This is a genomic window from Psychromonas aquimarina ATCC BAA-1526 (assembly GCF_000428725.1).
GTDB classification, from domain to species: domain Bacteria; phylum Pseudomonadota; class Gammaproteobacteria; order Enterobacterales; family Psychromonadaceae; genus Psychromonas; species Psychromonas aquimarina.
The window spans coordinates 39,106-65,979 of the sequence record NZ_AUAM01000028.1; the positions used below are offsets into that span (position 1 = coordinate 39,106).

Annotated in this window: 22 protein-coding genes; 14 read left to right on the forward strand and 8 right to left on the reverse strand. The window is 41.8% G+C overall.

Going from position 1 to position 26,874, the window contains the following annotated elements; translation table 11 throughout:
• Nucleotides 1-195 precede the first annotated feature (195 nt).
• From G337_RS0111875 to G337_RS0111890, 4 genes are all read left to right on the forward strand, one after another.
• The gene (locus G337_RS0111875; protein WP_028864078.1) at nt 196-978 is read left to right on the forward strand and encodes an adenosylcobinamide-GDP ribazoletransferase; all 783 of its coding nucleotides are present in this window, start codon (nt 196-198) and stop codon (nt 976-978) included.
• A 16-nt stretch (nt 979-994) separates the two neighbouring features.
• Nucleotides 995-1,609, forward strand: coding sequence for an alpha-ribazole phosphatase (gene cobC / locus G337_RS0111880; protein WP_028864079.1), 615 nt, complete (start codon nt 995-997; stop codon nt 1,607-1,609).
• A 397-nt stretch (nt 1,610-2,006) separates the two neighbouring features.
• Nucleotides 2,007-3,413, forward strand: coding sequence for an OprD family porin (locus G337_RS0111885; RefSeq protein ID WP_037027385.1), 1,407 nt, complete (start codon nt 2,007-2,009; stop codon nt 3,411-3,413).
• A gap of 107 nt (nt 3,414-3,520) precedes the next feature.
• Complete coding sequence (locus G337_RS0111890) at nt 3,521-3,883, forward strand: DUF2799 domain-containing protein (protein WP_028864081.1); 363 nt, start codon at nt 3,521-3,523, stop codon at nt 3,881-3,883.
• Nucleotides 3,884-4,158: 275 nt separating this feature from the next.
• Here G337_RS0111890 and G337_RS0111895 read toward each other — a convergent pair whose 3' ends face one another.
• Entirely contained in the window at nt 4,159-4,353 is a 195-nt protein-coding gene (locus G337_RS0111895; RefSeq protein ID WP_028864082.1) for a hypothetical protein, read from the reverse strand.
• Between the two features lie 278 nt (nt 4,354-4,631).
• Here G337_RS0111895 and G337_RS0111900 point away from each other — a divergent pair, with 278 nt between their 5' ends.
• The 6 genes from G337_RS0111900 to G337_RS0111925 all read left to right on the forward strand — a co-directional run bounded on the left by G337_RS0111900 (nt 4,632) and on the right by G337_RS0111925 (nt 12,302).
• Nucleotides 4,632-5,681: a porin gene (locus G337_RS0111900; protein WP_028864083.1), complete on the forward strand. Its 1,050-nt coding sequence runs from the start codon at nt 4,632-4,634 to the stop codon at nt 5,679-5,681.
• A 119-nt stretch (nt 5,682-5,800) separates the two neighbouring features.
• Nucleotides 5,801-6,574 carry a hypothetical protein gene (locus tag G337_RS0111905; protein ID WP_028864084.1) on the forward strand — a complete coding sequence of 258 codons (774 nt, stop codon included), beginning with the start codon at nt 5,801-5,803 and terminating at the stop codon, nt 6,572-6,574.
• A 210-nt stretch (nt 6,575-6,784) separates the two neighbouring features.
• A complete protein-coding gene (nhaD, locus tag G337_RS0111910; RefSeq protein ID WP_028864085.1) occupies nt 6,785-8,227 on the forward strand; it encodes a sodium:proton antiporter NhaD in 1,443 nt (480 codons plus the stop codon).
• Between the two features lie 662 nt (nt 8,228-8,889).
• Complete coding sequence (locus tag G337_RS0111915; RefSeq protein WP_028864086.1) at nt 8,890-9,306, forward strand: pilin; 417 nt, start codon at nt 8,890-8,892, stop codon at nt 9,304-9,306.
• Nucleotides 9,306-10,997, forward strand: coding sequence for a type IV-A pilus assembly ATPase PilB (pilB, locus tag G337_RS0111920; protein ID WP_028864087.1), 1,692 nt, complete (start codon nt 9,306-9,308; stop codon nt 10,995-10,997). Before G337_RS0111915 ends, pilB begins: the two co-directional genes overlap by 1 nt.
• Before the next feature lie 72 nt (nt 10,998-11,069).
• A complete protein-coding gene (locus tag G337_RS0111925; RefSeq protein ID WP_028864088.1) occupies nt 11,070-12,302 on the forward strand; it encodes a type II secretion system F family protein in 1,233 nt (410 codons plus the stop codon).
• Nucleotides 12,303-12,403: 101 nt separating this feature from the next.
• Here G337_RS0111925 and G337_RS0111930 read toward each other — a convergent pair whose 3' ends face one another.
• The 3 genes from G337_RS0111930 to nagB all read right to left on the reverse strand — a co-directional run bounded on the left by G337_RS0111930 (nt 12,404) and on the right by nagB (nt 15,830).
• The gene (locus G337_RS0111930; protein ID WP_028864089.1) at nt 12,404-13,630 is read right to left on the reverse strand and encodes an ROK family protein; all 1,227 of its coding nucleotides are present in this window, start codon (nt 13,628-13,630) and stop codon (nt 12,404-12,406) included.
• A 121-nt stretch (nt 13,631-13,751) separates the two neighbouring features.
• Complete coding sequence (nagA, locus tag G337_RS0111935) at nt 13,752-14,885, reverse strand: N-acetylglucosamine-6-phosphate deacetylase (protein ID WP_028864090.1); 1,134 nt, start codon at nt 14,883-14,885, stop codon at nt 13,752-13,754.
• Nucleotides 14,886-15,029: 144 nt separating this feature from the next.
• Nucleotides 15,030-15,830, reverse strand: coding sequence for a glucosamine-6-phosphate deaminase (gene nagB / locus G337_RS0111940; RefSeq protein WP_028864091.1), 801 nt, complete (start codon nt 15,828-15,830; stop codon nt 15,030-15,032).
• 269 nt (nt 15,831-16,099) lie between these two features.
• On the opposite strand from nagB, the gene nagE reads away from it, so the two are divergent.
• Both nagE and glnS read left to right on the forward strand, forming a co-directional pair.
• Nucleotides 16,100-17,557, forward strand: a complete 1,458-nt coding sequence (gene nagE / locus G337_RS0111945; RefSeq protein ID WP_028864092.1) for an N-acetylglucosamine-specific PTS transporter subunit IIBC — start codon at nt 16,100-16,102, stop codon at nt 17,555-17,557.
• Between the two features lie 216 nt (nt 17,558-17,773).
• Nucleotides 17,774-19,435, forward strand: a complete 1,662-nt coding sequence (gene glnS, locus G337_RS0111950) for a glutamine--tRNA ligase (protein WP_028864093.1) — start codon at nt 17,774-17,776, stop codon at nt 19,433-19,435.
• A 50-nt stretch (nt 19,436-19,485) separates the two neighbouring features.
• Here the strand turns inward: glnS and G337_RS0111955 are convergent, their stop codons facing one another.
• The 4 genes from G337_RS0111955 to G337_RS0111970 all read right to left on the reverse strand — a co-directional run bounded on the left by G337_RS0111955 (nt 19,486) and on the right by G337_RS0111970 (nt 24,072).
• Nucleotides 19,486-20,166 carry an exonuclease domain-containing protein gene (locus G337_RS0111955; RefSeq protein ID WP_084605355.1) on the reverse strand — a complete coding sequence of 227 codons (681 nt, stop codon included), beginning with the start codon at nt 20,164-20,166 and terminating at the stop codon, nt 19,486-19,488.
• A gap of 1 nt (nt 20,167) precedes the next feature.
• Nucleotides 20,168-22,012: a DUF294 nucleotidyltransferase-like domain-containing protein gene (locus G337_RS0111960; RefSeq protein ID WP_028864095.1), complete on the reverse strand. Its 1,845-nt coding sequence runs from the start codon at nt 22,010-22,012 to the stop codon at nt 20,168-20,170.
• A gap of 65 nt (nt 22,013-22,077) precedes the next feature.
• Nucleotides 22,078-23,796 carry a sodium:solute symporter family protein gene (locus tag G337_RS0111965; protein WP_028864096.1) on the reverse strand — a complete coding sequence of 573 codons (1,719 nt, stop codon included), beginning with the start codon at nt 23,794-23,796 and terminating at the stop codon, nt 22,078-22,080.
• 9 nt (nt 23,797-23,805) lie between these two features.
• Nucleotides 23,806-24,072 carry a DUF4212 domain-containing protein gene (locus G337_RS0111970; RefSeq protein WP_028864097.1) on the reverse strand — a complete coding sequence of 89 codons (267 nt, stop codon included), beginning with the start codon at nt 24,070-24,072 and terminating at the stop codon, nt 23,806-23,808.
• Nucleotides 24,073-24,580: 508 nt separating this feature from the next.
• Between G337_RS0111970 and G337_RS0111975 the strand changes: the two genes are divergently transcribed.
• Nucleotides 24,581-25,459 carry a substrate-binding periplasmic protein gene (locus G337_RS0111975; protein WP_037027387.1) on the forward strand — a complete coding sequence of 293 codons (879 nt, stop codon included), beginning with the start codon at nt 24,581-24,583 and terminating at the stop codon, nt 25,457-25,459.
• Nucleotides 25,460-25,562: 103 nt separating this feature from the next.
• On the forward strand, nt 25,563-26,732 hold the full coding sequence (locus G337_RS26145; RefSeq protein WP_037027388.1) for a PilT/PilU family type 4a pilus ATPase: 1,170 nt from the start codon (nt 25,563-25,565) through the stop codon (nt 26,730-26,732).
• The last annotated feature ends 142 nt before the right edge of the window (nt 26,733-26,874 follow it).

Consider the following 26,874-nt stretch of genomic DNA (forward strand, 5'->3'; position numbering starts at 1 on the left):
ACAAAATCTCAATAAAATCCCGGTTTACTGCTGTAAAAACAGCTGAATATTAGCGTATTTCACACTGCTGCTGCACAACTTTAAAGATGCCGGACTACCGCTGAGCAGACTGTTTTCAAGGCAGTAATAATGGTTTGCCTGTTTTGTGCTGTGTTGATTAGGTTATTTTTTATTATCAGGTCTTAAGTCGAAGTTATGTGGATATTTTCTAAAATTAATCATCAGTTCACCATACTGATGTACTCAATCTCGTATTTTACACGTTTACCGATCCCCGCATTTATTCAGTTTGATAATAAGCAGTTCCATAAAGCGACTGCTTATTTTCCGGTTATTGGAGGACTGAGTGCTTTACTGATGGCGCTTAGTTTTTATCTTTTCCAGCTTATTTTTAATATTGAAATCAGCTTAATACTGGTTTTAGCAGCGGCTGTGCTGTTAACCGGGGCGCTTCATGAAGACGGTTTTGCGGACTGCTGCGATGGTTTTGGCGGCGGTTACAATACCCAGCAGCGTTTGAATATTATGAAAGACAGCTGTATAGGTACTTATGCTGGTATTGGTCTGATATTACTGACCTTGTTGAAAATAGCCGCATTATTGAAACTATCCGAATTAGACGGATTTACTTTATATGCAGGGTTCTTTGCCTCGCAGATTATGAGCCGCGGCTGCACTGTGCTGATTATGCAGAGTTCATTATATGTGCGTGTGCAGAAAGATGGAAAAGCTAAAGGACTGGTCAAAAAACTGCCTTTGTATTATCTGTTTTTTGCCGCTGCGGTGAGTAGTTTCCCATTATTGTTTTTCACACTGTCACAGGCTGTCTTGATAGTCTTTACGCTGTTAATTATTACCCTGCTGTTGAGGTTTTATTTTAATAAAAAACTCGGCGGTTATACAGGAGACTGCCTGGGATTAACGCAGCAGGTGACCGAGGTGACTGTCTATCTGTTAATAGGATCCTGGGTGTTTTAATGCGGACTTTAATTTAATGAAAGCGCCTAAATCACTTAATGTTTACTTAGTCAGGCACACTCAGCCGTTGGTTGAAAGCGGGATCTGTTACGGCCAGCTTGACTGTTCTTTAGCTGATTGTTATCAGCACCACTTGGATAAAATAAGTGATTATTTTAAAGAACGGCCTATATCGCTTATATACAGCAGCCCGCTGCAGCGCTGCTCAAGACTTGCTGCTGACTTAGGTAAAAAACACACTTCGACGGTTAAACCGATATTTTCAGCACAGTTAAAAGAGATAAATTTCGGCGACTGGGAAGGAAAACCTTGGGCAGACATTCCGCAAAGCGAGATAGAGTCCTGGAATTTAAGCCGGCTGCATTACCAGTTTCCCGCTGGAGAAACTCCTTATCAGTTTCATCTGCGTGTTATTAAGGCCTGGAAACAAATTATCACTGATGCTCTTTCAGTTGAACAGAGCATTGTAATTGTTGCCCATGCCGGGGTGATCCGCAGTATTCTTAGTGAATTTCTAGCTATTCCCTTCGAGCAGTCAATTAAATTACAAATTGATATGGCCAGTATCTCTTTGTTGTCTTTTCAAGGTGAAGCTTCAACCTGCCGGTTTATAAATCATTGTAACTATTAACCACCGCTTTATTTGCATCTGAGTTAACAGCTGCAGTTTTATCTGCATTTAATTGTATATTTTTGATACAGATCTCTTGATTAGATTTGTCGTTGATAATTCATTTTTCTTTGCTTGTTAAGTTAACAATCGGTGCGAATTAAGTTCGTGATAGCTATCACCATATCGTATTAGTCTCATTGAAATAGCATTAATGCTGAGTAATATCTCTGTTAACAGAAAAGGTTATTCTGTTTATGAAACGTTGGAGTGGTCCTCAAATGTTTCATGATATCAATAATATATTGATAGGTTTTGTGTTGTAGTTTTTTATATGGATATAGCGTTAGTGACATGGATTTTAGGGAAAAATTAAAACCTGTACTCAAACGTTATGTTTATTTTAAGGAATTATAATATGTTTAAAAAAAGCGCGATTGTACTGGCAATGGTCGCATCTGCTGCGGCGATGTCTACAAATGTTATGGCTGCAGACAATGTCGGCCCTGAATTTGCCGCCGAGGCAAATGCATTTTTTGAAGAATCAACGGTTAGCGGCGCTATCGCATTATGGATGCGTGACCGTACTCGTGGTGATGTAGATGCTAATGGTAATGACACTGCACAAAAACCTAACCTTGACCACGGCTCATTGTACTTAACGGTTAATTTCAACTCGGGTTATATTGCAGATACAGTGGGGGTTGATTTAAACGTATATACAACATTTGATATGTGGCAGAACGCCTCTCCAGATCATGAAATGAATTTCTGGGGGGTGGATAACCCCTATGATAGGAATCCAACAGCTGAAAGCGGCTGCAGCGGTGCATGGGAAAGTGATTGTAACCAGAATGGCGGGCAGATCCAGACCGGCGCTGTTAAGCTGAAATTTGCTGATACAGTAAATGCAAAGCTTGGTTATTTTCAGCCTTCAGTACCGACAGCTATGGGGGTTAACTGGTCTTTTGCCGCTGGAACTTATACTGGTGGTGAAATCGGGGCAAATTTTGGTGATTTAAAACTAGGTGTCGTGGTTGCTGATGAGTACCGTGCACCCTGGTTTAAAGATAGTTATAGTTTCCGCACTGGTACTGGTTCTAGTGCCGAAGATGCTGGTACTGCTTATTCAATCGGCGGGCAGTATGCCTTTAGCGATGCACTGACCTTAGATCTTGCCTATGCAGGATTAAGCGATGGTGATCGTAAAAATGCGCATGCTAAATTAAAATATACAAGCAGTAACGGCTGGTATTTATCTCCGCAAGTTTATGTTGTAGATGATGATAATCAATATGATTCAACCGCTTATCAATTAGCATTTATTTCAGCAAAATCAGTCGGTCAGTATTCGTTCCGTGGTGAAGCAACGTACACTGCTGCAGACTCAACAGAAACTCGAGGTCATGTAGGCAACATGGCTTACCGCTTAACTGAAGTGTATGGAGGATCAAACGGTGCCTATGATATCTGGTGGAATAACCGCTCAGATTTCAACCATGATGGTCAGGCCGCCTTCTTTGGTTCTGTTGCGCGTGATTTCTCAGATCTCGGTGCTCCAGGATTTAGTGCAGGTGTTAACGCGGTTTATGCTTTTGGTGCTAAATCAGACCAGGCTAATATTGATGAGCTCGTTGAGTATTCCGGCAGCATCTTCTTAAATTATGCCTTCCAGACTGGGACTTTAAAAGGTGCTCAGATGGGCATGTACTACACTAACTACGTTAATGATTCGAATGCCGCTAACTGGGACCCATACTCAAATGCTTTCCAGGATGAGACAGATTTAAAAGTTACATTAGTCGTACCCTTTACTATCAAGTAATTTAAATAGTTATGAGTAATTAAAGGCTAAGTGGTAAAAAAACTTAGCCTTTTTATTAAAACAGCCCTAGTGAAAGCTGCTTTACTTGAAATATAAAGAGGTTATAAATGCATAAGGTATGCGTTCTGCTTTTAGCTCTGTTGTTAACTTCATGCTCTGCAAACTATGATAACAGCGGATCACCTAACTGGTTTAAAACAGGTGAAAGATCTGCAGTTTCAGGAGAGCTGCTGGTAAGTGCAGTGAATCTTGCTAAAGAAATGAAACTGGATGCAGTTACTGCTTCGGACTATGAGGAATATTTGCAGGGTTATCAGCAGGGTTTAGATAAGTTTTGTGATGTGAATAATGCCTTTCTGATGGGGGCAAAAGGTCATCGTTACCACGGGCAGTGTGAAGGGCGACGAAATGAGCCTCAATTTAAATATGAATGGGCAAGAGGCCTTGCACAGGTTATTTACCCTAAATAAGCGCGTTAATATATATGTTCAGACATGGATGTTTTTATGATCGGGCTGTATTTAAAACGATTCTCCTTATCTGCGCCTTATTATTAACCTCTGTTTTTTTATGCTGTCCATTCTAACATCTTAAAACAGGTGTTTTTATATTCTCCAGCGTTATACCTTGTGCTCTAAGTTTTTCTCAGTTTCATGCTAAGTAGCTGCTTTGTAAAAATAAATTTGTTATTAACAGCTGTTTGCCTTCAATTCGAATGAAATACCACCTCTTATTTTTAGTTGCTTTATATCTCGTGCGAATTTTCCTCTTCAAGTCGATCAAAAGGTGATTTTATTGTCATTTTCATGCCTTTACTTTGTTGATGTTGTTCACAAAACGCTCGCTTAAATTGATCTGGATCACCGCAAAAAGTCAGGATAAAATCATTGGTCGCTGTAAGTGTTTGTTTTTGCTGTTCTTTTTGTTGTGTTGAATGCATTTGTGATCAACCTCTTTATTTTACCTCTTAGATGATGAATTGAATTGATAATTCGCGCCACGAAGGTAGTATCTGTTTTCAAGCGGGCAGGTTGAAACTTACTTGGGCTGTCAAATTAAGAAGAAGTGGTTAGCTTTTTAATTTAAGAATTTTCATCGTTTACGAGGAAGTGACGATGCAGATTTAGAAATATTTTCACATTAAAATTACGGCTTCATGGACATGGATTTATGGATTATCGAAGCTAAAACGTTATGTTTATTTAAAGGAATATTAATATGTTTAAGAAAACTCTTGTAGCGGCTTCTCTGGCAACTGCAGCAATGGGCGTAAGTGCTTATCAAATCGGTGAAAACAATGACTTTAATGTTGAAGTTTATGGTGTCGCCGCTATCTCGGTTGTAAATTACAATACTACTAATTCAAATGATGTAGACAGTACTGGTTACAATGTTGAAAATGAATCGCGTATTGGTTTCCGTGCCGGTAAGCCGATGACTGACTCAATTGAAGTCTTTATGCAGGTTGAATCTGGTTATGTGGGACATTTAAGCGAAGGCGGTAACGATGAAAATGAAGCCGTAGCGGGCGGGCAGGGAACCTTAGGTTTCCGTGATACCTTTGTCGGTCTTAAAGGTGACTGGGGTAAAGTACGTGTGGGCCGCGTTCTGACTCCTATGTATGAACTGGTTGACTGGCCGTACGCTAACCCTGGTTTAGGTGCTTCCTGGGACTGGGGCGGTGATGTTGCCGCTATCTATGACCGTCACTCTGAATCTATTCGTTATGACTCTCCTGCTTTTGGTGGGTTCACTTTTGCCGCCGCAACAGGCCGCGGTGACTCCAGTGTTAAAGATTCAAACTTCTACGGTGCAAACGCCAAGTATACATTCAATACTGTAACATTAATGGGTGCTGTTGAAACTTCAGAAAACTTTAAAGGAGCTGTGGGTACCGATACATTAGGTTACTTAGTTGGTTTTGAAGCCGGTCTGCCTGGTGGTTTTGGTCTTGCCGGTGCCTACAAAGTAGCTGAAAGCGAAACTGCTGGTGCTAAGCATACACAGGGCTCTTACTCTATTATTGCGCAGTACTGGAACGGTCCGTTAGGTGTTAAAGTTGGTTACACGGCTAACTTAGAATCTGAGCTTGAAAGTGTTAAGCAGGATGATGCCGATTCTATTGCATCAATTCAGGTTATGGGCGTTATCGAAGGTTTTGTACCTTATGTACGTTTAGCTGCTCGTGATACTTATAATGGTAAAAACTCGGGTGATACAGGTAATCCTGATATCGTAACTCGTGTAGGTCTAGAGTACGGTTTCTAAAAAACGTTACTTAAGTCACTGTATAAACAGCGCCGGCACTTGCCGGCGTTGTTCTTATTTGCTCTGAATCGGGCTATTATCAAGCAGCCTCATTTTTTTGTTTTATTCAGGAGAATCCCATGCTAAAAAAAATAATAACTATTATTCTGCTGCCTTTATTAGGTGCTTGTTCAAGTCTTTCTTCTGAAGATGATCTAAGCAATGCAGTGGAGCAGGTTAATATCAAACCCACCTATATTGAAGTTGTTGGGAAAAAACTAATTCCAGATAATATAAGTGATAAAAATCATGGCGTAGTGAAAGCATCGCTGCTGATCACTGCAAATTTTGCCAAAAAAGAGCAGCAGGCGCCTGAATCTCAATTGAAAATGACACTTAGCTATTTTGAAAATTATAAACCCTATGTTTATGCCGTTGTTGACGGCCGTAAAACTAAGATTAAAGAATATACAGTTTCAACATCTACCTGTACCGAGCACTGCACAGCGACTCAGTATTTTACTTTCCCGGTGAAAAATGAAACTTTAATAAAAGCGGCAGAAACGGAGCTGCTGTTTGAGCTTAAGGCAAATAACGGCGGAAAAGTTTTACGCTTCTCTGTTCCCGGCGGTTATTTAAATGCTGTCACTGAGGGCTACAAACAGAATATGGCTCAGCCGGCTGCTGTAGTTAAACAAGACGCAGCTGATCCTGTTCAAATGAGTAAAGATCTGTTTGTCAAAGCTTCTGCAGCGGAGAAAGAGCTGTTCAGCGACTGGGCATTTAAAAACAGAAAAACACTCGGCGCAGAATTAAACAGTGAAAGTAAGGTGTTATCTATGCTGGAATACTGGTATCAGCAGGCCTCGGAATCACAAAGAGCGCAGATATTGACCTGGGTCATCGCACAGTAATTCATTTGTCTTTTAACCTCTTCCTGAACTTCTCGAAGAGGTTTTATCCTTCCTTAACCTGCTCTTATAGTGATTATTTTGTTACTCAAAGATGAACCTAATTGTTTGTAATATATACTGGATTCCCTTCTACTTAGCAGGTTTATTATGTTAAGGTCATGAAATTTATCTATCGTTTTTATTTATTAGTTGTTTTTAAGGAAGAATGAAATGTTACAACGCACCAAACCGTTAAGTGTTTTACTGACACTTATCGCTGTATTATTTTCACCGAATCTGTTCGCCAGTGCTGGTGAATCAATGGATTTAACTTCACATGGAATAGGTTACGCTGCAATTTTATTTTTTGGTATAGCGTACTGCCTGGTAATGCTTGAAGATGTGATCCACTTACGTAAATCTAAACCTGTTCTAGTGGCCGCCGGGCTTATCTGGGCGATGATAGGTTTTTATTACACTCAGCATGGTATGAATCATGATGCTGAAGCAGCTTTCCGTCATAATTTATTAGAATATGCAGAACTATTCTTCTTCCTGCTGGTAGCGATGACTTACATTAATGCCATGGAAGAGCGTCAGCTGTTTGATTCGCTGCGCGCCTGGATGGTCAATAAAGGTTTTACCTTACGCCTTATTTTCTGGCTGACCGGTATTTTAGCTTTCTTTATCTCGCCGATCGCCGATAACCTGACCACCGCATTATTAATGTGTGCAATTGTTATGAAAGTGGGCGGAACTAATCATAAATTTATTGCTATTGCCTGTATTAATATTGTTGTAGCGGCCAATGCCGGCGGTGCATTCAGTCCGTTTGGTGATATCACTACACTGATGGTCTGGCAGAAAGGCATGGTTGAATTTTCTACCTTCTTCCATCTGTTTGTTCCCTCAGCGGTTAACTACTTAGTACCTGCCGTTATTATGAGCTTCTTTATCTCTAAAGAAGTAGCTGCCGGTGACGATGAGGTCGTACATATGAAGCGCGGTGCCAAGCGTATTGTCGCTCTGTTTTTAATGACTATTTCTTGTGCTGTTCTAGGTCATTCATTCTTAGGCATGCCGCCGGTATTAGGCATGATGACCGGCCTGGGATTACTACAGTTCTTCGCTTTCTTCCTGCGTAAAACTCAAAAATCTTATTATGAAAGTGCAGTACACAATGCCTCTGACAGAGTAGAGCATGAGCGTCTGCGTGATTTAGGTGACGGTGCGCCCTTTGATATCTTTAATAAAGTCGCTAAAGCGGAATGGGACACCCTGCTGTTTTTCTACGGAGTGGTATTGTGTGTCGGTGGTTTAGGATTTATCGGTTACCTGGGTATGATTTCAGAAGCCATGTATACCAACTGGGATGCGACTTACGCCAATATAACCGTGGGTGTTTTATCTGCCATTGTAGATAATATTCCGGTGATGTTTGCGGTATTAAGCATGCAGCCGGATATGAGCCTTGGTCAGTGGTTATTAGTTACATTAACTGCAGGTGTCGGCGGCAGTATGCTGTCTATCGGCTCCGCTGCCGGTGTTGCTTTAATGGGTCAGGCGCGCGGTATTTATACCTTTGGTGCACATATCAAATGGGCGCCGGTTATCGCATTGGGTTATGCCGCCAGCATTGTTACCCATCTGTGGATTAATGCCTCATTCTTTTAATTAATCTATTTTTAGCGTTTTTCCCGTTTTTTAAAGCGGGAAAAACGCTGAAAATTCACCAGCTCTCCTGCACAACTTCCTTTTAAATGTACAACTTCAGCTGTTTTTGTAGTCACTATCTGTAGGTTATTGACCCTTATATTGATCTGTAACTTTTACTTTCTTGCAAAATAAGTCTCTGTTTTTTATATTTATATGTGTTCTATTTGATTATTCTTGTGTACAATACGCGCCGTTATACAGCCGTGAAATGCCTTATGACGCACAAAAAACGATTGATTTGTTTAAGTTTTTTAAGGAAACGTTTACAAATTAAAAAGTAAAGTTGATCCAGCTCTAATACTGACTATTCGTTACTTGTTCGATTAAAGAGCTTTTGAGAAAGTGTGCCTACGCAAGGTGAACTGCTCAATCCAAATTTATTATTGTTTCATAAGTTATTTCCGGGTAATGGACTAAACTGAAAATGATATTATCATTGAGGTTGAGTCGGCAGCAGCCTTTCACACTCGACTTATTGTTAACTGCAGTGATGTGCACGCATCTTTGAGTTAAGGTTAAGTTAACTAACATGATGTCTTAATGACTGACTCAATTCATCTAAGGATGGAGTTTTGAATTAAGCCTGACGTTAAATTAAATTAAAATTAAGGAAGATAAAAATGAAAAAAGTACAAAGTGGTTTTACTCTAATCGAACTATTAATCGTAATCGCGATTATCGGTATTCTAGCAGCAGTAGCACTGCCTGCTTATAATAACTACACAAAAGAAGCTAAATTTACACAATTGAAGGTCGCAACTGGAGCTGTAAAGTCTGCTGTTGAAGTTTGTGCTCAAATTGACGGTACTACCGCGACGTGTGCAGCCGCAACCGCTGCTGCTACAGATGCAGGAAGCGACGGACTTTTGGCAAGCGTAGCGTTCACTGCGAGTGCTACTGCTCCCGTAATTAAAGCTTTAACAGATGCTACAGACGGCTTTACAGCGACTGACCATTATACTTTAACTGGTGCGGTAGCTTCATCGGGTAAAATCACATGGACTGAAAGTTGCGTTCCTACAGCAATGTGTGACTAATGACGACAAATCATAATATTAGCGGTCTGGCTTCCAGCCTGGCCGCTCGCGGTTTACTGCCCTTAGATAAACTCCAAAAGATAACTACTGCAGCCGCTAACGAAAACAAAGCGCTGGTCAGTTATCTGGTGGAAAACGATTTCATTTCCAGTGAAGCGTTAGCGCAGTTCTGTGAAGCTGAATATGGTATTCCTCTATTAGATTCTGCGACCCTTAATCTAGATGATATCCCTGATAAGTTTATTAACGAGAAGTTAATAGAGAAGCACCATGCGCTGCCGGTTTATGTGCAGCAGAAAACCCTGTATATCGCTATGTCGGACCCTACCAATGTATCGGCACTGGAAGATTTCGGTTTCAGCTTTTCTATGCATACTGAAGCCCTGCTGGTGGAGGAAAAATACCTTAATAAAGCCATTGAAGAGGTATTAGAAGATGATGTCTCCTCCCTTGGTGAAATGGGCGATATCGATGATATTGAAGTCGATGATACAGATTCCCGTCTTGATGAAAACCAGGGCGGGGTGGATGATGATGCACCGATTGTTAAATATATTAACGGTATTTTGATTGATGCAGTACGTAAAGGCGCATCAGATCTGCATTTTGAACCCTATGAAAAAAAATACCGTATCCGTTTTCGTGTTGACGGTATTCTGCATGAGGTAGCAACGCCGCCGGTTAACCTCGCCAACCGTTTTTCTGCGCGTTTAAAGGTTATGTCTAAATTAGATATTGCTGAGCGTCGTTTACCGCAGGATGGGCGAATCAAGCTTAAAATTTCTAATAAACGTAATGTGGATCTGCGTGTCAGTACCCTGCCCACCATGTGGGGAGAAAAAGTGGTAATGCGTATTCTCGATTCATCAGCGGCCAGTCTGGATATCGACCGTTTAGGTTATTCAGACTCGCAGAAAGCAAAATATATGAATGCACTGGCAAAACCACAGGGCATGATTTTAATCACCGGCCCGACGGGTAGTGGTAAAACCGTTTCTCTTTATACCGGGCTGAATATTCTTAATACCGTTGAGCGTAATATTTCCACTGCCGAAGATCCCGTGGAAATCAATTTAACCGGTATTAACCAGGTGCAGATTAATACCAAAGCGGGTTTAACTTTTGCTTCTGCGCTGCGCTCATTTTTACGTCAGGATCCCGATATTGTAATGGTCGGGGAGATTCGAGATTTAGAAACCGCTGAAATAGGCATTAAAGCCGCGCAGACCGGGCACCTGGTATTATCTACACTGCATACAAATTCAGCTGCGGAAACCTTAACCCGCCTGCTAAATATGGGCGTGCCGGCTTTTAATATCGCTTCATCGGTGACATTGATTATTGCGCAGCGTTTAGCACGGCGTTTATGTGAGCAGTGTAAAACTGCAGAAAATTATGATAATAACGAGTTAAAAAATATCGGCTTTAATGAGACACAAATTGAAGCAGGTATTACACTATATAAACCGGTAGGCTGTGGAAGCTGCACTGACGGATATAAAGGCCGTGTTGGTATCTATGAAGTGATGGAAATGACAGAAAATATTGGGCATATTATTTTAAATAACGGTAATGCCATGGAAATAGCGAAAGTCGCACAGGATGAAGGTATGGACACGCTGCGCCAGTCTGCTCTGCAGCAGGCATTAAACGGCATTACCAGCTTGAATGAAGTTACCCGGGTAACTTAACATTAGACTGCTCTGTTCCTGCTTCCTGAGAGTCTCTGAGGAACAGAATAATTAATCTCCAAGGAATATTTCATGGTTGCAAAGAAAGCAGCAAAAGCACCAGCTATTCATACTTTTAAATGGAAAGGTATTAACCGCAAAGGCGCCAAAGTATCAGGTGAGCTGCAGGGCGAGTCCGTTGCTGAAATTAAAGCGGAACTGCGCAAGCAGGGGGTCAATGTTACCCGCACCCAGAAAAAATCCAAGGGTATGTTCTCCTTTGGTAATAAAATCATCCCCATGGATATTGCCGTTGTTTCCCGGCAGATAGCAACTATGTTAGGTGCGGGTGTACCTTTAGTACAAAGCCTGCAGCTGATTGCTAAAAGTAATGAAAAAGCGCCTTTAAGGGAGCTGATGACATCGATCGGAACGGAAGTTGCGTCCGGTACGCCGCTTTCGCAGACCCTGCGTGGTTATCCTAGATACTTTGATGACCTGTATTGCGATCTGGTTGATGCCGGTGAGCAGTCCGGGGCGTTGGAAACTATATACGACCGCATCTCGATTTATAAAGAAAAATCAGAAGTCTTAAAATCAAAAATTAAAAAAGCGATGTTTTATCCGGCAGCCGTATTAACCGTTGCCGGTGTGGTAACTATGCTGCTGCTGCTTTTTGTTATTCCGCAGTTTAAAGATATTTTTGAAGGTTTTGGCGCTGAACTGCCGGCTTTTACCCTGTTTGTTTTAGGTATTTCAGATGCGGTGCAGAGTTACTGGTATATTATACTCGCTGTCATTGTCATTGCAGTTATGCTGTTTAAAAAAGCGCATCAGAAGTCGCAGAAAGTCAGAGATAATACCGATAAGTTTATTCTTAAAATTCCAGTAATCAGTACCATTTTAGATAAAGCCGCCATTGCACGTTTTGCGCGTACTTTGTCAACTACCTTTGCCGCCGGTATCCCTTTAGTTGACGCGCTTATTTCGGCAGCCGGGGCATCGGGTAATTTTGTGTACCGCAGTGCGATTAATAATATTCGCTCTGAAGTTATGGCCGGTATGCAGATGAATGTGGCCATGAAAACTACTGCAACTTTTCCGGATATGGTTTCGCAGATGGTTATGATAGGCGAAGAGTCAGGTGATCTGGACGGTATGTTAAGTAAAGTGGCGGATATTTATGAACAGCAGGTTGATGATGCTGTGGATGCTTTAACCAGCTTATTAGAGCCGATGATTATGGTGGTGCTTGGCGTGGTAGTCGGCGGCTTAATTGTTGCTATGTACCTGCCGATCTTCCAGTTAGGCAGTGTTGTTGGGTAATAATACTTCCTGACTGTCGCCGGAAAAGCTTAAAATAAAAAGCGATTATCACTTTTGTGCTGATCGCTTTTTTTATATCCAAATGTTTATCTTAACTTTATCTAGATTTTAATCTTCTGTAACAGATCACCTTCATAAAGCGCCTGCTTGATTAATGCAAATGCGGCCACGGTGGAATTGGGATTTAACTGGGCAGCTTCAATTTTCAACTCTTTTTGAAAGTCAGGTAGTGCCTGATGAGTAATACACTGATTAATCGTAGAAAACAGACTGTTTTCAGCCTGGGTTATCTTACCGGCGATAATTATTTTCTGCGGATTTAATAAATTGATTAATATAGCTACGGTTTTTCCTAAATAAACGGCAGCATCTTCAATAATTTTCTGACATAAAGGATCATTAGCCGCGGCCGCTTGGTAAATGCTGTCAATGGAGATATCCTGTGGTTCCAGCTGAGTGAAGCAGCCCTGTCTGATGGCGCTTTCTACCTTCTCAAGAATAACTCGGTCACTGACTTCTGTTTCTAAACAGCCGAAATTGCCGCAGTGACACTGTTTTCCGGCGGGGTTTGCCTGAATGTGGCCGATTTCACCGATATTGAAATTTTGTCCTAACAGCGCTTTACCCTGGATAATTATCCCGGAGCCCACACCGTGATGTATGGTAACTAAAATGGAGTCTGCACAGTTTTTTGTTGCACCGAAGTAGTGTTCAGCAAGTGCAAGGCTGCGTGTATGGTTACCGATAAAGGTCGGCAGATTAAAACGCTGCTCGATAACTTCAACTAAAGGGTAATCTTTAAAGGAATAATGCGGCGTATAAACCACGCGCCCCTGTTTGGGGTTGATTAACCCTGACAGTGTGATGGAAATGGCTGATATCTTGTCTGCGTTATGCAGTTCATTATTAATATAATGATCAATTTCAGAAATCAGCAGCTCAATAAGCTGCTCGCCGTCTTCACCTTGTATATTAACCTGTTTATTTGACAGCTGTTCGCCGGCTAAATTATAGCGGCTTAGGGATAACAGCTTTTGTCCGATTTTTACGGCCAGCACATAAATGGAGGCTGAGTTAGGAGCAAGTGATATTGCACAGCGTCCTCCGGTCGAAGCCTGGCGCGCGGTTTCGGAAATAATACCGCTTTCAAGTAACTGCCGGGTTATTTTGGTGACACTAGCGGGAGCCAGTTTACTGACCTTGGCAATTTTAACGCGTGAAATAGGTGCATATTTTTCAATTACTTTATAAATAGTTGCACTGTTCGCTTGTTTAATATGATCAATGTTTGCAATCACTGAACCTGCTTGCTGATTGTTTTGTACCATCGTTGTTTACCGATCCTTATGTAACAACTGTTTATGTTTTAAAAATCAAGCTGAAATATAATCAAAAGGCAGCTCCCTCACCTCGAAAAAACATAAACAGCTTGTTATCTCACACTCTGCTTCAGGATGCTTTATATACACCATTCACAACAGTACCTGTTACTTTGTAGTCATTAGTAAAAATTGCTAAATTAGCTATTTTTCCCGATTTTATGCTGCCGAGTTTATTGTCAACTGCAATTGCTTTCGCTGGATATAAAGTCGCCATGCGAATCGCTTCTTCAAGCTCAATTCCAACAAACTTAACACTTTGCTCAATTGATTCGATCATAGTAACAGCCGAGCCGCCGAGCGTGCCGTCGGCACCGAAACATTTACCATCTTTGTAATAAACAGTTGTACCGACAAAATCGAATTCATTAATATTAGCGCCTGCCGGAGCTGTTGCATCTGTTACTAAAATTAATTTTTCGCCCATTATTCTTTTAGAAATACGCACATTTTCGTAAGCGACATGGAAACCGTCAACGATTATACCAGCGTAGATATCATTATCATAAACTGCGCCAATTACACCTGCTTCACGGCCGGTCATCGGGGTCATGGCATTAAACAGGTGGGTCGCAAAGCTGGCGCCGTTATCAATAGCGGCCTTTGCCTGAGCATAAGTGGCATTGGTATGTCCGAGCGAGACAACAATACCAGATTCACTGAGCTGTTTAACTACTCCTATGGGGGTATTTTCCGGTGCTAGTGTTACCTGGCTTACAATATCTGCATTTTCACAAATAAGGTCAATCATAGCCGCTTCAGGTTTGCGGATATATTCCGGGCGATGGATGCCTTTTCTTTCAACGTTTAAGTAAGGTCCTTCTAAATGCAGGCCTAATACTTCGTTAGCTGTTTTATTTATGAAAGTGCGTGCCACCTGCAGTGCTCTTTTCATATCTTCATCTGATGAGGTAATAAGAGTCGGCAGATAGCTGGTGCAGCCTGATTTAAGGTTCGCACTCTGCATTACCGTCAATGTTTCCTCGTTTACCGCACTGTTAAACATTACGCCGCCGCAGCCGTTCAGCTGCAGATCAATAAAACCTGGGGTTAGATTTGCACCCTGCAGATCCACTATTTCAATGCTCGAATCCAGCTGGCTGATCGGGCAAATACTTTTGATTTTATCATCTTCTACAATAACAGCATGTTCGATTAAAACTGCATCTGTTGTGTAGACTGTACAATTTGTTAATGCGTACATTACAAACTTCTCCGTTAATATAAAAGGCTCCCCTGACCGCGCTTTCTGATGCTCAGTACTGGAGTTCGGCATATTAATTTAAGCGCCGGACGACAGGGGAAGGTATCAATAACAAATTATTGAGTATTTTTGATCTAATACAGTTTATAAGTTACCGATGTTTTCAGCTTCCAGTTCGGTGAAGTATTTTAATGTTTTTACTTTAAGCTCCATCGTTGAGTCTGCATCACACGCGATTATTGCTTTTGGATGAAGCTGCAGAGCAGAAACCGTCCAAAGGTGATTAACACTGCCTTCAACTGCCGCTTCCAGTGCCTGGGCTTTATTATGACCTGTTACCAGGATTAGGATTTCAGCCGCATCCAGTAAGGTACCGACACCGATTGTTAAGGCTAATTTGGGAACCTGGTTGATATCGTTGCCGAAGAAACGGGAGTTAGCGATACGGGTATCCGGTGTTAATGTTTTAATACGGGTGCGGGAAGCTAATGAAGATGCCGGCTCATTAAATGCGATATGTCCGTCAAGACCAATACCGCCCATAAACAGATCAATTTTTCCGTAACTCTTTATTTTGTCTTCGTAGCGCTGGCATTCGGCTTCTAAATCATCTGCAAGGCCGTCAAGCAGGTTGATATTTTCAGCCTGGATATCAATATGGCTGAAGAAGTTATTATGCATAAAGCTGTGGTAGCTTTCCGGGTGGGTCGGTTCGATACCAACATATTCATCCATATTAAAAGTAACAACATGTTTGAAACTTACTTCACCGGCATTATAAAGTTCTATTAAACGTTTGTAAGTTGCCAGCGGGGTGCCTCCCGTTGGTAAACCCAGAACAAACGGACGCTCTGCTGTTGGTGCAAACTTGTTAATTGCGTTGATAATATAGCGGGCCGACCACAAGCCGACTTTCGATGCATTTTCAAGAGGGATTAGGCGCATTTTTTTCTCCGGTTGTTAAATGGGTTGTTAAGTTAATGCGTAGCGTAAATTAAGTCGGGGCAATATGCCACAAAAATAGTGAAAATAGTGCCCTTATAAGTGACTGTAGTCACAAAATGAGGGGCTTTTATTTGCACCGAGAAATAAAGTCTTTAGAGTCGAGAGTAGATTTGCTGAAGCGTGTTGTGTAAATGGCATAACAGCACATTTCAACAATGATACACTATTTTAAATTATCACATACGCAAACAATTAAAGGAGAGCTAGTTGTGAATATTTTAGGTTATTTTCAAAAGGTAGGTCGAGCCCTGATGGTTCCCGTTGCAGTTTTACCTGCAGCCGCAATTTTAATGGGTATTGGTTACTGGATTGATCCGAACGGCTGGGGTGGTGAGTCACAACTTGCTGCATTCTTAATTAAGGCAGGTGCTGCTGTAATTGATAATATGTCAATCCTATTTGCGGTTGGTGTTGCTTACGGTATGTCTAAAGATAAAGACGGTGCGGCTGCACTTTCAGGTTTAGTTGGTTTCCTAGTGGTAACTACTCTGCTTTCTCCTGGTGCGGTTGCTGGTATCCAGGGGATCCCGGCTTCTGAAGTACCTTTCGCGTTCAACAAAATCAACAACCAGTTCGTGGGTATCTTAGTGGGTATTATCTCTGCTGAGTTATATAACAAATTCTCAGGTGTTGAACTGCATAAGGCATTAGCTTTCTTCTCTGGTCGCCGCCTAGTACCGATTATAGTCTCTGTGGTGATGATTATTGTATCATTTGTGTTGATGGCAATATGGCCGGTAATCTTCTCTGGTCTGCAGTCGTTCGGTGAAACAATTTCTGGTTTAGGTGAAGTAGGTGCCGGTATCTACGCATTCTTTAACCGTTTATTAATTCCTGTTGGTCTTCACCATGCACTTAACTCTGTGTTCTGGTTTGATGTAGCCGGCATTAACGATATTCCTAATTTCCTAAGCGGTCAGACGGGTATTGATGCAGGTACAGCAGTCATTGGTAAAACTGGTATGTACCAGGCTGGTTTCTTCCCGATTATGATGTTTGGTCTTCCTGGTGCTGCATTTGCTATCTACACAGCTGCAAAACCTGAAAATAAAGAGAAAGTGGCATCTATTATGTTAGCTGCTTCGTTATCTTCATTCTTTACCGGTGTGACTGAGCCTCTTGAATTCTCATTTATGTTTGTAGCGCCGCTTCTTTACGTAATCCATGCTGTACTAGCTGGTGTATCAGTATTCTTTGCCGCATCTATGGAATGGATGGCAGGATTTGGTTTCTCTGCAGGTCTGGTGGATTTAGTTCTTTCTTCTAAAAACCCGCTGGCAACTAAATGGTACATGCTGATTGTTCAGGGTATTGCATTCTTCGCAATCTATTACTTCACTTTCCTAGCTGTTATTAAAGGTCTGGATCTTAAGACTCCTGGTCGTGAAGATGAAGAAGAAAATGTATCAAAAGCTAAAACAACAGAAGATGCTGGTGAACTGGCAACTCAATATGTTGCAGCGCTAGGCGGAATCAATAACCTTGAAGTGATTGATGCTTGTATTACTCGTTTACGTCTAACTCTGAAAGACCGCAGCGAAGCTAATGAAGCAGAGCTTAAAGCCTTAGGTGCAATGGGAGTTGTTAAACTGGGTGAAAATAACCTACAGGTTATTATCGGTCCACAGGCAGAAAGTATTGCTAACCGTATGAAAGCTGTTAAGTAAATTTATTTAATAAGCAGATGATTTAATAAGCACTCTTCGGAGTGCTTTTTTTTGATTTATTAAAGGCTCTATTTGAGGATATTGTGCAGCATTCACCATCTGTTTAACTTCTGCATCGCTTCCTGTATTTTTTCCTGTTATTTCCCTTGAGCTTCTGCTTAGAATATACGATGATTGCCCACTATTTTGTGATTTACATTTTTTTAGAGGTAAGCAATGACTCAGGTTGAAACGGCCCCAAGCAATTTCATTCGTAATATTATCGATTCGGATCTTGAAACTGGTAAACACCAGTCGATTCAGACGCGTTTTCCTCCTGAGCCAAACGGTTATTTACATATCGGTCATGCTAAATCTATCTGCCTGAATTTTGGTCTGGCATTAGACTACCCGAATTCTGCCTGCAACCTACGTTTCGATGATACGAATCCGCTTAAAGAAGATGCTGATTATGTGGCTGCAATCGAAGAAGATGTGCGCTGGTTAGGTTTTGAATGGGCCGGTGATATCCATTATTCATCGAATTATTTTGAACAGCTTTATGCTTATGCGGTTGAGTTAATCGAAAATAACAAAGCTTATGTTTGTGAGCTTAATGCAGAACAAACTCGTGAGTACCGCGGTACTTTAACAACAGCCGGTAAAGACAGCCCGTTCCGTGATCGTCCTGCGGCTGAAAGCTTAGATCTGTTTGCCCGTATGCGCGCCGGTGAGTTTGCTGAAGGCGCGATGATGCTGCGTGCAAAAATTGATATGGCATCGCCGAATATGAAAATGCGTGATCCGGTTATTTACCGTATCCGTTTTGCTCATCACCACCAGACGGCTGATGAATGGTGTATCTACCCTATGTATGACTTTACGCACTGTATTTCGGATGCGATTGAAGGTATTACTCACAGCCTATGTACACTTGAATTTGAAGATCACCGCCCTTTATATGACTGGGTATTAGCGAATATCAGTATCGAATGTAAACCGCGTCAGATTGAGTTTTCGCGTTTGAATCTGCAGTACACCTTAACTTCTAAACGTAAATTAAATGCATTAATCGAAGAAAATATTGTGACTGCCTGGAATGATCCGCGTATGCCGACAATTTCCGGTATGCGCCGCCGCGGCTATCCGGCTGCTGCTTTACGTGAATTTTGTAAGCGTATTGGTGTGACAAAACAGGAAAATACGGTTGAGCTTGCTTCCCTGGAAGCTTGTGTGCGTGAAAATCTTGAAGCAAACGGTCCGCGTGCAATGGCGGTATTAGATCCGGTTAAAGTGATTATCACTAACTACGATCAAGCTGCATCCGAACAGTTAACTGCACCTGCTCATCCTAAAGATGAAAGTATGGGCACACGTACACTGCCTTTCTCTCGGGAGCTGTTTATTGATCGTGCTGATTTTAGAGAAGAAGCAAATAAAAAATACAAACGTTTAGTATTAGGTAAAGAAGTGCGTTTACGTAATGCTTATGTGATTAAAGCGGAAGAAGTGATTAAAGATGAAAGCGGTAATATTACTGAAATTCACTGTTCATACGATCCGGAAACTTTAGGTAAAAACCCGAGTGACGGCCGTAAAGTGAAAGGTGTTATTCACTGGGTTGATGCGACATCTAATCAGCCGGCTGAATTCCGCGTGTATGAGCGTTTGTTCCTGGTTGAAAACCCGGCAGCAGCGGAAGATATTCACCAGGTATTGAATCCTGAGTCTTTAGTTGTAAAACAAGGTTTTGTTGAGCTAGGGCTGGTTGATGCACCGGCTGAAAAATCTTACCAGTTTGAGCGGGAAGGTTATTTCTGTGCAGACAGTCAAGATTCAACTGCTGAGGATCTGGTATTTAACCGTACCGTTGCTCTGCGTGATTCCTGGGCTGGTTAACAGCGGCTTTTTATTGGCGGGTAATAAAGTAAAATATTGCCCGTCGGTTATCAGCGCAGCAGCTGCGAGACTTTAACCTTATGTATACCGCTGTCGGCCGCTAACTGCGCCAGTAATAACTCGGCACAGGCTAAAGCATCTGTCAGTGCATTATGCGCCGCATACAGGGGCAGGTTATAACGCTCCCGGCACTTTCCTAAACGTAATTCTCCCTCTTTGATAAAACTCTGGCAGCGTAATAAACGTCTGCGCTCAATATCTAATGAATCCAGTGCAGATAAACGACATTTTTCATTTAAATGCTGGCTTATTGCCTGCTGTAAAAAACTAAGATCCAGAGAAGCATGATGAGCGGCTAATACCTTGCCTGTGGCCTGCTGAATTAACCACTGCAGTGCTTTTTTAATAGAAACAGCCTGTAGCAGGTGTTGATCTAATACTCCATGTACGGCTGCACTCTGGCCGACGCTGCCGTTTATTTTTATCAGTTTATATTGAGCCTGTGCCAGTAAAATCTTTCCTTCTATTACCGGGATCAGGCCTATGCTGATGATCTGATCAAGCTTAGGATTAAGACCGGTCATTTCCAGATCTAAGGCTAACAGGGGGGCCTGTTTGATAGGAAGGTCGATTAACTGAATTTGTGCCTGAAAATAAGCTTTTAATCCTGCATTTTTACTGCGTTTAAACTGCCGGTTCAGAGAGCTTTTAATCAGCCAAGATTTGAACACTTTAAAACTGCCTTAGAAATTTAAGTTTTATTCCAGCCTGAGCTTCATGCACAGCTTTAAAGGCATCCTTGAGCTGATGGCGGGCTAAAGCTGACAGATTTTCCGGCAGCAGATAGTTTGAAAGCGGCTGCGAACGGCTGTATTGATAACCCTGGTTACTCAAACGTTTATGGGCAATAAACTCATAGGCATCAATCAGATTAAGCGCATCTTGTTGGTTTATGAATTTACTTTCTTTTAATAATAATAAACGCTTGTGAGTATTTACTTCTTTAATGCCGGCTGCCAGCGCATAGATGCGTGTTATATCGTTAATTAGTGCTGTGCCTTTATGTTTTAAATCAATTCCTTTTACTTCGCTGCCGTCACGTTCAAGCACAAAGTCTTTAAAAAAGCCAAGCGGTGGTGGCTGCTGCAGTGCATTACCTGTCATGGCGGCTAAAAAAATGTCGTTGTTTTTTGTTTTGTTAACTACCTTATTGTGCAGAGACTCAAAAAGCGAGCTGCAGCCGAAGATACAGCGCATATCAAAAAATATTGCCACGTTAACAAGGGCTGTCGGCTGCGGAGTGTTTATCCATTTAGAAAACTCATTTTCCCATTGTTTTAGGGTTAACTGCCATTTTTTGTTAGTGGCCATTATATCCCCAGGGCAGCTGCTGTAACCGCAGGCATCTAAACCTGTGCATACTGCCTGTGATAGTTTCTGAAAATACAGCAGTGCTTCGCTATCCGGATCATATTCAAGCAGTAAAGCATTGTCCTGATCTGATCCGCCGGCCTGATCCTGTCGAGCCTGTGAACCGAAAGCTAACCAGCAGAACTGCATCGGTGCTTCGCCGATCTCATTTTGAATAATAATAATTAACCTGCGTGTCAGGGCATCGGTTACTGAGGTTAATATTCGTCCTATTTCCTGCGCCTGTGCATCGCTGCTGATTAGGTTCTGCAGCAGCTGAGGAATTTGTTTACTGACTGCGATTAATTCCTCCTGACTGTTCTGACGGCCTATTTGACCTATCAACAGTAAGGGCTGCGAACTCTGGCTGCGCATAATATCGGTACTGGTCAGCATGCCAGTCGGCCTGCCGTCTTCGATAATAGGTAAATGATGGATGCTGTGCTCACTCATCTGCAGCATGGCTTCAAAAATAAGTGCATTTTTATGGGAAGTAACGGGATCTGCTGTCATCACTTGTTTAATTAATGTCTGACTGTCTAACCCTTTTGCTAATACGCGGCTGCGTAAATCGCGATCGGTAATAATGCCGCTAAGTTTATTGCTATCGATGATCAGCAGTGAAGAGACTCGTTTTTCCGACATTAACTCGGCCGCCTGCCGGATGGTTGAAAAACTGTCTATGCTGATTAAATCTGCAGAAATTAATGATGAGATTCTACTGGTATTAATGTTTTTATTATTTATCGCTCCCTGATGGCGTAAACGTTGTGCAAAAGCCTGATTGAAAAAACGATCAAACTGAGAGCTGGCAGCCCGTAACTGATCAAATATTTTAACTGGTAACAGATAGACCAGTGCATCTTCTAAAATACGTACCTTATTAACGACTTTTTCACCCGATAACATACCGCTGAAGCCGAAATACTGGCCGTCGCTGATGCGGTCAATTAACTCTCCCTGTTCGGTGATCACTTCAAAGGCGCCGCTGCGTACGATATAAAGCTGGCGTTCATTAGTGTCTACATCAACAAACTGCTCATTTCTGCTGTAATAAACAACTGACAATGAGATGCAGCACTGACGTAGTGACTGTTCACTTAATCTGTCAAACGGCGGTAACGAGCTTATAAAATCACGCACCGGCTGAAGTTCGCTGGCATCCATAAAGCACCTGTTGTTAATACTAATTAAGTAAAAAAGCGCCGAAGCGCTTTTCAGCTAAATGAAGCCTAGTGATCCCGGGCTTCTCCGGATCCTTTCGGAAAGCGGATGGACTCGACCATATCCTGCACAGATGCAGGCACTGCTGTGGTTATTTTACAAACCGCTATTGCAGCTGCAAAGTTTATCAGCATGCCGAATAAACCAATACCTTCAGGTGAAATTGCAAATAACCAGTTTTCAGGCGTATTAGCACCTGGATTTACAAATTTGAAGTAGATTATATAAGCGGCTGTAAATGTTAAACCAGCGAGCATACCGGCAATGGCTCCCTCCTTATTCATCTTCTTGGAGAAGATACCCATGGTGATTGCCGGAAATAAAGAGGAGGCGGCCAGACCAAATGCAAACGCTACCACGGCTGCCACAAATCCCGGCGGATTGATTCCAAAGTATCCGGCAATAACGATACCCACAGCGGCTGCCGTTCGTGCAAACATCAGCTCTTTTTTATCGGAAATATCAGGCATCAGATTCTTCTTAAGCAGATCATGAGAAACGGATGTTGATATAACTAACAGTAAACCTGCCGAAGTGGAAAGGGCTGCCGCAAGACCGCCGGCGGCTACTAATGCAATAACCCAGGCGGGTAAACTGGCTATCTCAGGTGTTGCTAAGACGATGATATCCCGGTCTATCTTCATCTCATTGTTTTCACCGTTAGTGTAAAACATTTTACCGTCGCCGTTTTTATCATCAAACTCAATTAAGCCGGTTTTTTCCCAGCTGCTGATCCAGCTCGGTGCCTGTGCATATTCAACCCCCTGACCGTCCGGTCCGTTGACCGTTTCAATCATATTTACCCGGGAGAATGCCGCTAACGCCGGAATTGTAGTGTACATAATAGCGATAAAAACTAATGCCCAGCCCGCAGAACTTCGCGCATCTTTTACCCGCGGTACAGTAAAGAAGCGCACTATAACATGCGGCAGACCGGCAGTACCAAACATCAGCGCACCTGTGATAAAGAACACATCAATCATGCTCTTTGAGCCTTCAGTATACTGTGCAAAGCCTAATTGTGCCGATAAGCCGTCTAATTTATCTAATAAAAACACACCGCTATTATTACCGGCCGCATCCACTAATTCAGAACCGAATCCCAGCTGCGGAATGATGTGTCCTGTCATCATCACCGATAGAAAGATCGCCGGTACCATAAAGGCAAAAATTAATACGCAGTATTGAGCAACCTGGGTGTAGGTTATACCTTTCATACCGCCTAAAACGGCATAAAAGAAAACCACCGCCATACCTATATAAACACCGGTATCAACATCCACCTCTAGGAAGCGGGAAAATACAACACCTACACCGCGCATCTGCCCTGCGATATAGGTAAAGCTGATGAAAATAGCGCAGACCACGGCAACTGTACGCGCAGCTTGTGAATAATAACGATCTCCGACAAAATCCGGTACGGTGAATTTACCGAACTTACGCAGGTACGGCGCCATTAACAGGGCGAGTAATACATAGCCGCCTGTCCAGCCCATCAGGTATACCGAGCCGTCATATCCGGTAAAAGAAACGATACCGGCAAGTGATATAAATGATGCCGCTGACATCCAGTCTGCAGCTGTGGCCATACCGTTCATAACAGGAGGTACGCCGCCGCCTGCGACATAAAACTCTTTAGTTGAACCTGCGCGGCTCCACACGGCTATTCCGATATACAGGGCAAAAGTAATGCCGACAATTAAATAAGTTAACGTTTGAACTTCCATAGTTATTCCTTAATCTTCATGTACATCATATTTTTCATCAAGTGCATTTGCTTTTGCCGCGTAGACAAAAATAAGTACAACAAATACATACATGGAGCCCTGCTGGGCAAACCAGAAGCCGAGCTTAAAGCCCATAAAATGTATTTCGTTTAACAGATCAACTAAGAGAATGCCGCACCCGAAAGACACGGCGGCCCAAATCGTTAATAAAGATAAAACGAGTTTTATATTCTCGTTCCAGTACCTTTTTGCTTTGTCGTCATTTTTAAAACTCATTCTTTTTCCCTCTAAGTAAGTAACGCTTTATCGGTAAGAACATGTACTTTTGATATGCAGCAGTGTTTCTGGAAATAAAATCTATTCTCTGTTTTATTCAGGTAAATTTATCTCGTTAGAAAAGACTATTTGCATACAAATAAAAGATGATGTTAATGGTATGTTAAATGCGGTTAATTGTTAGCCAGTAAAGAGGCCTTAGATCATGTTTTAATCATAAGAAAACGTGACCAGGATCTTGAATATTTGATTAACTGTTGTTTTTGTGAGCAGTTCGACTTTTGCTTGGAATTGACTTTTTTAACTGGAGATGAATTTTATATATCGAAGTATTTCTGATCTTGTATGTTTTGCATATTAGAAAACAGGGGAATTTAAGTAGTAATTTACTTTGTTAAAGTGAGTTTTTAGAAGCGCTTTTTATAAATACAGGAAGCAAATAATAGTGGAAGATCTGCATAAGCACTTCCATACTGTTGATAGTTGCGGATCATTAAGGTACTTAACTATGGATAGTGTCGGGCGCTGTTTTATTATTGTTATTCTGCTGTTTGCCGGGCGGCTGTATGCACAGCCGATTATTGTCTGGGATCGGCTTTTGACTCACCCGAACTCCATGGTGCCGGATTTATTAAAAAGAGCATTACAGGTAACTGCCGATGAATACGGCCCTTTTCAGATTGTTCCATCAGAGAGAATGGAGCAGGGGCGGGTTATAAAAAAACTGGCTGTTCAGGGAAATGTACAGGTGGCTGTGTTTGCTCCTAATAAATACAGAGAAGAGATTGCTATTCCGGTGCGCATCCCTGTGACCGGCTCCCTGCTAAGCTATCGTATCTGCTTGATCCGTAGAGCAGATCAAGCTGATTTTACGTTCATTTCTAGCCTCGATGATTTAATTAACAGTAAATTAATGATTGGACAGCATCAGGACTGGCCTGATACAGAGATAATGGAGGCCAACGGTTTAACTGTATGGAAAGGCAAAAAGTATGATCTCCTGTTTAATCAGTTAGAGGCTGGACGGTTTGACTGTTTCTCTCGGGGGGCAAATGAAATTGTACAGGAGCATTATGCGCACAGTTATAAAGGACTGGAAATAGAAAAGAGTTTAATTATTTATTACCCGCTTCCGCTTTATTATTTTGTTAACAAAGCGGATCCTGAACTGGCAGTGCGCTTAGAAAAAGGACTTAATCTGTTAAAAGAGAATGGTGAATATGAGGCTATATTTAAAGCTAAATTTTCGCAGACATTAAAAAGATTAGCGATCAAAGACAGAACAATTATTAAACTGGAGAATCCATTATTAACAGAGCCGACCAAGGCACAAATGCGCGAAGATACTGCCGCTTTTAATAAGCTGGTGAGTGATGCTTCTTTATAGGTTGTGTTTATAAAAAATTGTTTAAAAAATCAAATGGTTAGTGTGTTTTGTTGAAGGTGTAAATGGGATACTCAGGAACAATTTAAGAATTAGGAGTATAAAGATGGAATTTGAACAAATGCTCAATATTTTGTCGAGTAAAGATGGTTCAGATCTTTACCTGGCAACAGGTGCGCCGCCCGCAGCTAAATTTCAAGGTGTGTTAAAACCGCTGACTAATGAACCATTTCAGGCAGGAGAAGTCGCCGTTATTGCTGATTCAATAATGGACGATGAACAAAGAACTGCATTTTCGTCAGAATTAGAAATGAATCTGGCTATTTCAATTTCCAATGTCGGGCGTTTTCGGGTTAATATTTTTAAGCAGCGTAACGAAGTATCTATTGTTGCACGTAATATCAAAGTAGAAATTCCTAAATTTGAAGACTTGAGATTACCGGAAGTGCTTAAAGAAGTGATTATGACTAAGCGCGGTCTGGTTTTATTTATCGGCGGCACGGGATCTGGTAAATCTACATCACTGGCTGCTTTGATCGATTACCGCAACAGCAACTCCTCCGGTCACATTATCACCATCGAAGATCCCGTTGAATATGTGCATAAGCATAAAAAAAGTATTATTAATCAGCGAGAAGTCGGGGTTGATACACGAAGTTTTCATGCAGCCTTAAAAAATACGCTGCGTCAGGCACCGGATGTTATTCTCATTGGTGAAATACGGGATCGTGAAACCATGGAGCACGCCTTAGCGTTTTCGGAAACCGGGCATTTAGCAATATCGACTCTGCATGCCAATAATGCCAATCAGGCACTGGATCGTATTATTAACTTTTTCCCTGAAGAGCGCCGTCCGCAGCTGTTAAATGATCTGGGTAATAATTTAAAATCATTTATCTCACAACGCTTAATTCCCACTGTTGACGGTAAACGATGCGCCGCTGTTGAAGTGATGATGGGCACCTTAACAGTGCGTGATATGATAAAAAAAGGGGAGCTTGGTTTATTAAAAGATGTAATGGAAAAATCCAAATCCTTAGGTATGCAGACTTTTGACGGTGCATTATTTGATTTAGCTGTTGAAGGGCGGATCACTGAAGAGGAAGCAACTAAATACTCTGATTCACCGACTAATATTGCGCTTAAATTTAAACTGCATAAGGGCGGAATCGCCGAAGCTGCCGAAGAAAATTCGAAAAAAAGCGGCGGCTTAAGTTTAGAGCCTATGAGTTCATCGCTGGATGATGATCCAGCGTCCTGGATCAGGAAAGAGTAGCTGTATTAGGCTCTGCTTTATATAAATAAAAAAACGCCGTCTGGCGTTTTTTTGTGTTCGGAGAAATATTTATCTGTTAAAAATCCACTGTTGCAGTACCGGCATTGAAAGATTAAAAGAAATTGGCGGAGTGGACGGGACT

Excerpts from the sequence above, each read along its gene's own strand:
- glnS (WP_028864093.1), top strand. The coding sequence starts at position 17,774 with ATGACTCAGGTTGAAACGGCCCCAAGCAATTTCATTCGTAATATTATC.
- nagA (WP_028864090.1), bottom strand. The coding sequence starts at position 14,885 with ATGTACGCATTAACAAATTGTACAGTCTACACAACAGATGCAGTTTTA.
- G337_RS0111925 (WP_028864088.1), top strand. The coding sequence starts at position 11,070 with ATGGTTGCAAAGAAAGCAGCAAAAGCACCAGCTATTCATACTTTTAAA.
- cobC (WP_028864079.1), top strand. The coding sequence starts at position 995 with ATGAAAGCGCCTAAATCACTTAATGTTTACTTAGTCAGGCACACTCAG.
- G337_RS0111905 (WP_028864084.1), top strand. The coding sequence starts at position 5,801 with ATGCTAAAAAAAATAATAACTATTATTCTGCTGCCTTTATTAGGTGCT.
- nagB (WP_028864091.1), bottom strand. The coding sequence starts at position 15,830 with ATGCGCCTAATCCCTCTTGAAAATGCATCGAAAGTCGGCTTGTGGTCG.
- G337_RS0111965 (WP_028864096.1), bottom strand. The coding sequence starts at position 23,796 with ATGGAAGTTCAAACGTTAACTTATTTAATTGTCGGCATTACTTTTGCC.
- pilB (WP_028864087.1), top strand. The coding sequence starts at position 9,306 with ATGACGACAAATCATAATATTAGCGGTCTGGCTTCCAGCCTGGCCGCT.
- G337_RS26145 (WP_037027388.1), top strand. The coding sequence starts at position 25,563 with ATGGAATTTGAACAAATGCTCAATATTTTGTCGAGTAAAGATGGTTCA.
- G337_RS0111915 (WP_028864086.1), top strand. The coding sequence starts at position 8,890 with ATGAAAAAAGTACAAAGTGGTTTTACTCTAATCGAACTATTAATCGTA.
- G337_RS0111900 (WP_028864083.1), top strand. The coding sequence starts at position 4,632 with ATGTTTAAGAAAACTCTTGTAGCGGCTTCTCTGGCAACTGCAGCAATG.
- G337_RS0111960 (WP_028864095.1), bottom strand. The coding sequence starts at position 22,012 with ATGGATGCCAGCGAACTTCAGCCGGTGCGTGATTTTATAAGCTCGTTA.
- G337_RS0111885 (WP_037027385.1), top strand. The coding sequence starts at position 2,007 with ATGTTTAAAAAAAGCGCGATTGTACTGGCAATGGTCGCATCTGCTGCG.
- G337_RS0111930 (WP_028864089.1), bottom strand. The coding sequence starts at position 13,630 with ATGGTACAAAACAATCAGCAAGCAGGTTCAGTGATTGCAAACATTGAT.
- nhaD (WP_028864085.1), top strand. The coding sequence starts at position 6,785 with ATGTTACAACGCACCAAACCGTTAAGTGTTTTACTGACACTTATCGCT.
- G337_RS0111975 (WP_037027387.1), top strand. The coding sequence starts at position 24,581 with ATGGATAGTGTCGGGCGCTGTTTTATTATTGTTATTCTGCTGTTTGCC.
- G337_RS0111970 (WP_028864097.1), bottom strand. The coding sequence starts at position 24,072 with ATGAGTTTTAAAAATGACGACAAAGCAAAAAGGTACTGGAACGAGAAT.
- G337_RS0111890 (WP_028864081.1), top strand. The coding sequence starts at position 3,521 with ATGCATAAGGTATGCGTTCTGCTTTTAGCTCTGTTGTTAACTTCATGC.
- G337_RS0111875 (WP_028864078.1), top strand. The coding sequence starts at position 196 with ATGTGGATATTTTCTAAAATTAATCATCAGTTCACCATACTGATGTAC.
- G337_RS0111895 (WP_028864082.1), bottom strand. The coding sequence starts at position 4,353 with ATGCATTCAACACAACAAAAAGAACAGCAAAAACAAACACTTACAGCG.